This is a genomic window from Ornithinimicrobium sp. (assembly GCF_051004135.1).
Taxonomy (GTDB): domain Bacteria; phylum Actinomycetota; class Actinomycetes; order Actinomycetales; family Dermatophilaceae; genus Ornithinicoccus.
This window is the reverse complement of the sequence record NZ_JBPCKQ010000173.1, coordinates 1-6,424: the sequence shown is the minus strand read 5'-3', so window position 1 is coordinate 6,424 and position 6,424 is coordinate 1. Positions and strand designations below refer to the sequence as shown.

Genomic DNA, 6,424 nt, shown 5'->3' with positions numbered 1-6,424 from the left:
AGTTACGTTTCCACCGCCCGCAAGAACGGTGCACCTGTCCTCGACGCCCTAAGCGACCTCCTCGCCGGCACACCCTGGCTACCAGCCACGAACTGAACAACCAACTCAGCCCACCTGAGTAGTTACGCTGGGGCGCACAATCCGTATGACCTTGTCTCTGAGAGGAGTGACCGGAGAGGTCAACTGGTCCTCCGGACGCGGGCAGCGTCGAGGGCCGCGAGGACCTGTCCCATGAAATCGTCGGGTCGAAGGCGCAGACCCAGCACCGGTATGCGCAGGTTGACGGATCCCTCGACAGCCAGGTCGTTGTGCCGCAGGGCGTCATCGATCGCGTTGAGCCCTTGGGTGTGCTGGGCGCCGTCGATCTCCACATGCACGCCGAGGTCCTCCCAGCCCACGTCGAGATATACCCGACCCCGCCGCCCCTTGCGCACCACTTGCCTGGTCGGCTCGGGCAGCCCACGTGCCTGGCACATGGCGGCGAAGTCCAGCTCGTCCAGCGAGTGCGCGCCGGTGCACACGTCGGCCACGACCTGGCTGAGCAGCGCTCGTCGCCGACACCGCTGCACCCGCGACCAGACGTCCAGCACCCGGTCGGGGTGGACCAACCGCTGCTGCACCGTCATGGCCAGCAGGGTCGCGGCCTGCCGGTCGGTGCCGGCCCACAGGGCCGCCCTGATGACCGCCACCTCGGGTCGAGCGCGAGGTGTGCCCGCGGTGAGGACGTCGCCGACATCTCTCAGCCGGTGCGCATGGACTCCCTCGACTTCGTGGACCCGGCTGTTGCCCGGGACAGACACGTGGATTCGATCCTCCGACCAGCCGGTGAGTCCGGCGGATTGGAGCGATGTCACGCCGTCGAGCACCACACCTGATCCTGACTCCCAGACGGCTCGCCAGCGAAGGGCAGGCTCGCTGCCGCGCTCCGAGGTGATCCCCACCGTGTGGCGCCCCATCCGAGTCCAACGGTCGGCCCGATCTCTGCCCGGATGGCATCCCTGCTGACGCCTGCCTCGACCAATGCCGAGCACTTCGCCACTCCGCTGTGGGCCTCGGCCACCTCACCCGCCCGGCGCTGACGCTCCTCGCGCTCGCCAGCGCTGCGTTGACGCCGCTCGCTCGCCCCTGAGCCGTCGGTCATAGGTGCCACTCTGGCTCGGCCAGACCATCCGGCGCCGAAGTCCTGTGGACAACTCCGCGGGCGGGCGGCACGCCATACGTCGGTCTCGGACGGCGGCATACGGTATGTGCGCCACAGCGCACGTTCCGTATGACCTTATGGTGTGTCGTCGTTCACTCCGTGCGGCGTTATCGTGGCGGGCGTGACGACGACGGCGACGACCACCACGACGACCGGGGGCCAACACCCTCTGCTCGAGGCCCACCGCGAGACCCTCGAGGCGGCGCGGACCGCGCTCGCGGATCGCAGCTACTACAGCCGCTACCCCGAGTCGCCTTCGCCCCGGGTCTACGGCGAGAGCGCACCGCAGGATGGGCAGAACGCCTTCGAGAAGGCTCGAGGCAGCGACTTCGACGCCCTGGCCGACCAGCCCTCGACGGGGCAGAGCGTCGGCAGCGAGGTCTCGCCCTACGGCCCGACGCTGGGCGTGCGCTACCCGCAGCTCGACGTCGATGCGGCCATGGCTGCGGCTCGCACGGCGATGCCGGCCTGGCGCGACGCCGGGGCGCTGACCCGGGCCGCTGTCTGCGTGGAGATCGTCGAGCAGATCAACGCCCGGTCGCACGAGATGGCGCATGCGGTGATGCACACCAGCGGCCAGCCGTTCGTGATGAGCTTCCAGGCCGGGGGGCCGCACGCGCAGGACCGCGCGCTGGAGGCCGTGGTCGCGGCGCTGGCCGAGCAGGAGCGGGTGCCGAGCAGCGTGCTGTGGGAGAAGCCGGCCAAGGGCGAGCCGATCCGGATGCGCAAGGACTACCGCATCGTGCCCCGGGGCGTGGCCCTGGTGATCGGCTGCAACACCTTCCCGACCTGGAACTCCTACCCAGGGCTGTTCGCCTCGCTGGCCACCGGCAACCCGGTGATCGTCAAGCCGCACCCCCGGGCGGTGCTGCCGTTGGCGCTGACCGTGGCGATCGCGCGCGATGCGCTGGCGCAGGCCGGTTTCGACCGGGCGCTGGTGCAGCTGGCGCCCGAGGGCGATGTCGCGCAGGGCAGCGACGGCCTGGCCAAGACCCTCTCGATGCGCCCCGAGGTCGCGCTCATCGACTACACGGGTGGCCCCGGCTTCGGGCAGTGGCTGGAGCGGGAGGCGACGCCGGCGGGCAAGCTCGTGTATGCCGAGATGGCTGGGCTCAACACGATCGTGATCGACTCCACGGACGACCTGAGGGGGATGCTGGGCAACCTGGCGTTCTCGTTCTCGCTCTACTCCGGGCAGATGTGCACCGCGCCGCAGAATCTCTACCTGCCGGCCGAAGGCATCAGCACCGACCAGGGCGAGCTGAGCTTCGAGGAGGCCGCCGAGCAGATCGCCGGGGCCATCGCGAAGTTCACCGCCGACGACGCCAAGGCCGTCGAGATCCTCGGCGCCACGGTCAACGACGACGTGCGCGGTCGGGCCACCGACGTGCCGGCCCTGGCGCAGCGGCTCGGAGGTGAGGTGGTGCTGGACTCCCGGGCCGTCGAGCACGCCACCTACCCCGACGCGGTCGTGCGCACCCCCGCCCTGGTCGCGGTCGACGCCGGCAACGAGACGGCATACACCAACGAGTGCTTCGGGCCGGTCGCGTTCCTGATCCGCACCGCCTCGACCGATGAGTCCCTGGAGACGTTCCGTCGCACGGTCCGCGAGCACGGCGGGATGACGGCGGCGGTCTACTCCACCGACGAGCAGGTGCTGGAGGCGACGCGGGAAGCGGCAGCCGACGCCGGGGTCGCGCTCTCGGAGAACCTCACCGGCCAGATCTTCGTCAACCAGACCGCGGCGTTCAGCGATTATCACGGCACCGGCGCCAACCCCGCGGCCACCGCCGCCTACACCGACGCGGCCTTCGTCTCCGGACGGTTCCGGGTGATCACCAGCCGTCGGCACGTCTGAACGGCTGTGACAGGCTGAGCAGCGTGGCGCCCTGGCAGATCAACGAGACAGTCCCCGGCGTCGGTCTGCTGACCTGGGACGACAGCGACCCGTGGTGGCTCGACGGCCAGGCTGCCGCAGCGCTCGGCGAGGCGGTGTTACAGGCCCTCGACGACGGCCTGCACCGGGTCGAGGCCGAGGTCGACGTCGAGCAGGTGCCGCTGCGCCGCACCTTGCAGCGGGCGGGCCTGCGCCCCGAGGGCGTGGCGCGCGGGCGGCTCACCACACCGGACGGCATACCCCGAGACGTCACGAGGCTGGCCCGACTGGCCGGTGACGCGGCGCTGGGCACCCGGGAGGCGTTCCTGGCCATGCTCAACGCGACGCTGCCGGTCAAGCGGGTCATCGCGCAGGGGCTGATCGGGGACGGCGAGGGGCGGTTCCTGATGTGCGAGCTGCTCTACAAGCAGGAGTGGGACCTGCCCGGTGGGGTCGTCGACCCGCGGGAGTCCCCGGCGCAGGCCGTCGTGCGGGAGGTCCGCGAGGAGCTCGGCGCCACGGTCGAGGCCGGTGACCTGTTGGCGCTCGATTGGCTGCCGCCCTACCGGCAGTGGGAGGACGCGCTGCTGTGCGTGTTCGACCTCGGCGAGCACCCGGCACTCGTGGACGAGGCGGTGCTGGAAACCACCGAGATCCGGGCCGTGCACTGGTGCGACCTGGAGGCCGCACGCGCGCACGCCGCCCCGTATGTCGTGCGCCTGCTGGAGCAGGTCCGCGCAGGCGAGCACACGGCATACCTGGAGGACGGGACTCTGCCCGCGTAGACCGGTGACCAGGGGCGGTGCGGTCCCTACACTGACAGGACAGGGCCTGCGCAGTCGGGTCCGAGCGAGCCCGAGCAGCCGCGAGCAACCCCAGCAACAAGGTGGTCCCGATGAGCACCATGCGCAGCTCAACCCCACAGGTGGTCGAGACGATCCTGCCCGGCGTGGGGATCAAGTACGAGCTGACGACCCGGGCCGGGATCCCGCTGAGCCTGATCGTGGAGCGCGAGGGCGGCTCGGTGCTGGTCGCCTACGACTCGCGTGACCCGGACCGGGCCTCGCTGACCGTGCCGCTGGACGACGACGAGACCGAGGCCCTGGCCGGCCTGCTCAACGGCGCGTCCATGGTGCACCGGATCGGGGAGGCGGCCGAGCTGCCGGGCGTGACCACGGCCCGGGTGCGGATCGACGAGGGCGCGGCGTTCGACGGTCTCCCGCTCGGAGAGATCAAGGCCCGCACGCTGACCGGCTGCTCCATCGTGGCCATCGTGCGTGGGGTCGACGTCATCACCTCGCCGGGGCCTGAGGAGGTCCTGCACGGTCGCGACCTGCTGGTCGTGGTGGGCACCGGGACGGGTCTGTACCAGCTGCGCGAGATTCTCTGGCACGGTCCCTGACGAGGTACCGCCGTGGACCACCTGGCAGTGCTGTTCCTGGAGCTCGGCGGGCTCTTCGCCGGGTTGGCCGCCCTGGGGCTGCTGGCCAGGCGGATCGGCATCTCCGCGATCCCGTTCTATCTGCTGGCGGGTCTGGCCTTCGGTGACGGCGGGCTGCTGCCGCTGCGGGCCGCGGAGCCCTTCGTCGAGGTCGCCGCCGAGATCGGGGTCATCCTGCTGCTGCTCACGCTTGGCCTGGAGTTCACGGCGTCGGAGCTGATGGCCAGCCTGCACCGGCACCGGCTGTCCGGGGTGGTCGCCCTGGTGCTCAACGTGACTCCTGGACTGGTGGCCGGGGTGCTGCTGGGACTCCCGCTCGGCGGGGTGCTGGCGCTCGGTGGGGTCACCTGGATCAGCTCGTCGGGCATCGTCGCCAAGGTGCTGGGCGACCTGGGCCGGTTGGGCAACCGGGAGACGCCCGCAGTGCTGTCCCTGCTGGTGCTGGAAGACCTGGCGATGGCGATCTACCTGCCTGTGCTGGTGGTGCTGCTCTCCGGCGGCGGACCGCTGCAGGCGGCGGGCGGGGTGACCCTGGCGCTCGGTGCGGTGTGGTTCATCCTGTTCGTCGCCCACCGCGGGGGTGATCGGCTGGAGCGTCTGCTGGACCATCCCGACGACGAGCAGGTGCTGCTGCGGATGCTCGGGCTGACCTTGCTGGTGGCCGGGGTGGCCCAGGGGGTGGGGATCTCTGCTGCCGTGGGGGCGTTCCTGGTCGGCATCGCGGTGCCCCACGCCCTCGCCGACCGGGCGCGGGAGCTGCTGAGCCCGCTGCGCGATCTCTTCGCTTCGGTCTTCTTCGTGGCCTTCGGGCTGGCCACGGCCCCGATGGAGATGCTGCCCCTGCTCGGACCGGCAGTCCTGCTCGCGATGGTGGGGGTGCTGACGAAGTTGGCGACCGGCTGGTATGCCGCGGCGCGCGACGGCGTCGGCCGTCCCGGTCGGCTGCGGGCGGGCGCGGTGCTGGTGTCCCGGGGTGAGTTCTCCATCGTCATCGCCGGCCTGGCGGTCTCGGCGGGAGTCGCCCAGGTCGGACCGCTGGCCACGGCATACGTGATGGTGCTGGCGGTGATCGGACCGGTGCTGGCTCGGATCGCCGACCCGATCGGCGCCCGCCTGCGGCACCATCCCTGACGTGCCAGGGCGGTGACCTGCAGGAGGCTGCTCAGCCGTCGCGCCCGAGCAGCGCGGACAGCTCGTCGGCGGCGTCCGTGACCTGCCGGCCGAGCCCGGCCAGCCGACCCTGCGCGGTGTAGCGGAACCGGGGCGCCGAGACGTTGACGGCCGCACAGACGCTCCCGTGCAGGTCTCGGACCGGCGCCGCTGCCGCGGCCAGCTCGGGCTCGAACTCACCCGCCACGGCGGCATAGCCGCGGGCACGGCTTGCCGCCACCCGTCGATGCAGGCTCGCCACGTCGGTCGGGCTGCCCGACCCTCGGGGCGCGAACGGCTCGTCGACGAACAGGGCCTCCAGGTCGGCCTTGCTGTGGTCGAAGAGCAGCGCTCGCCCGGACGACGTGCAGTAGGCCGGCACCGTGCGTCCGACCCAGCCGATGGCCTGCACGGCCCGCGGCGGGGCCAGGGAGGACACGGTCAGCACCTCGGCGCCGTGGAGCACGGTGAGACTGGCGCGCTCACCGACGCGCTCCGCGAGGGAGGTCAGCACGGGGGCCGCCAACGCCAGTAGGCGCTGGTCACCGGCCCGGGCGGCGAGGGCGAACAGCTGCCATCCCAGCCGGTACAGGCGCGTCTGCGGGTCGCGCTCGACCAACCCCCGTTCGGTCAGCGTCGCCAGCAGGCGCGAGACCTGGCCCTTGTCGCCGCCCGTGATCTCGGCGAGGCGCACCACCCCGAGTCCTGGACCCTCCGTCGACTCCCGGGACCCGAGGGCGAGCAGGGCAGCGGCCGC

At 71.6% G+C, this 6,424-nt stretch carries 6 protein-coding genes; 4 read left to right on the top strand and 2 right to left on the bottom strand.

Translation table 11 applies throughout. The features are described 5' to 3' along the window. Positions 1–179: 179 nt before the first annotated feature. Complete coding sequence (locus ACR2FV_RS11935; RefSeq protein WP_434015917.1) at positions 180–854, bottom strand: hypothetical protein; 675 nt, start codon at positions 852–854, stop codon at positions 180–182. A gap of 468 nt (positions 855–1,322) precedes the next feature. Between ACR2FV_RS11935 and paaN the strand changes: the two genes are divergently transcribed. The 4 genes from paaN to ACR2FV_RS11915 all read left to right on the top strand — a co-directional run bounded on the left by paaN (position 1,323) and on the right by ACR2FV_RS11915 (position 5,649). Then, positions 1,323–3,059, top strand: a complete 1,737-nt coding sequence (gene paaN, locus ACR2FV_RS11930; RefSeq protein ID WP_434015916.1) for a phenylacetic acid degradation protein PaaN — start codon at positions 1,323–1,325, stop codon at positions 3,057–3,059. A 23-nt stretch (positions 3,060–3,082) separates the two neighbouring features. Continuing rightward, positions 3,083–3,862 (top strand): NUDIX hydrolase, encoded by a 780-nt coding sequence (locus tag ACR2FV_RS11925; protein ID WP_434015915.1) that lies wholly within the window; start codon positions 3,083–3,085, stop codon positions 3,860–3,862. Between the two features lie 110 nt (positions 3,863–3,972). Continuing rightward, positions 3,973–4,479, top strand: a complete 507-nt coding sequence (locus ACR2FV_RS11920) for a cation:proton antiporter regulatory subunit (RefSeq protein ID WP_434015914.1) — start codon at positions 3,973–3,975, stop codon at positions 4,477–4,479. A gap of 12 nt (positions 4,480–4,491) precedes the next feature. Continuing rightward, positions 4,492–5,649, top strand: a complete 1,158-nt coding sequence (locus ACR2FV_RS11915) for a cation:proton antiporter (RefSeq protein ID WP_434015913.1) — start codon at positions 4,492–4,494, stop codon at positions 5,647–5,649. A gap of 31 nt (positions 5,650–5,680) precedes the next feature. On the opposite strand, the gene ACR2FV_RS11910 is transcribed toward ACR2FV_RS11915, so the two are convergent. Then, positions 5,681–6,424: IclR family transcriptional regulator (locus ACR2FV_RS11910; protein ID WP_434015912.1), on the bottom strand; the 744-nt coding region annotated here is incomplete at its 5' end.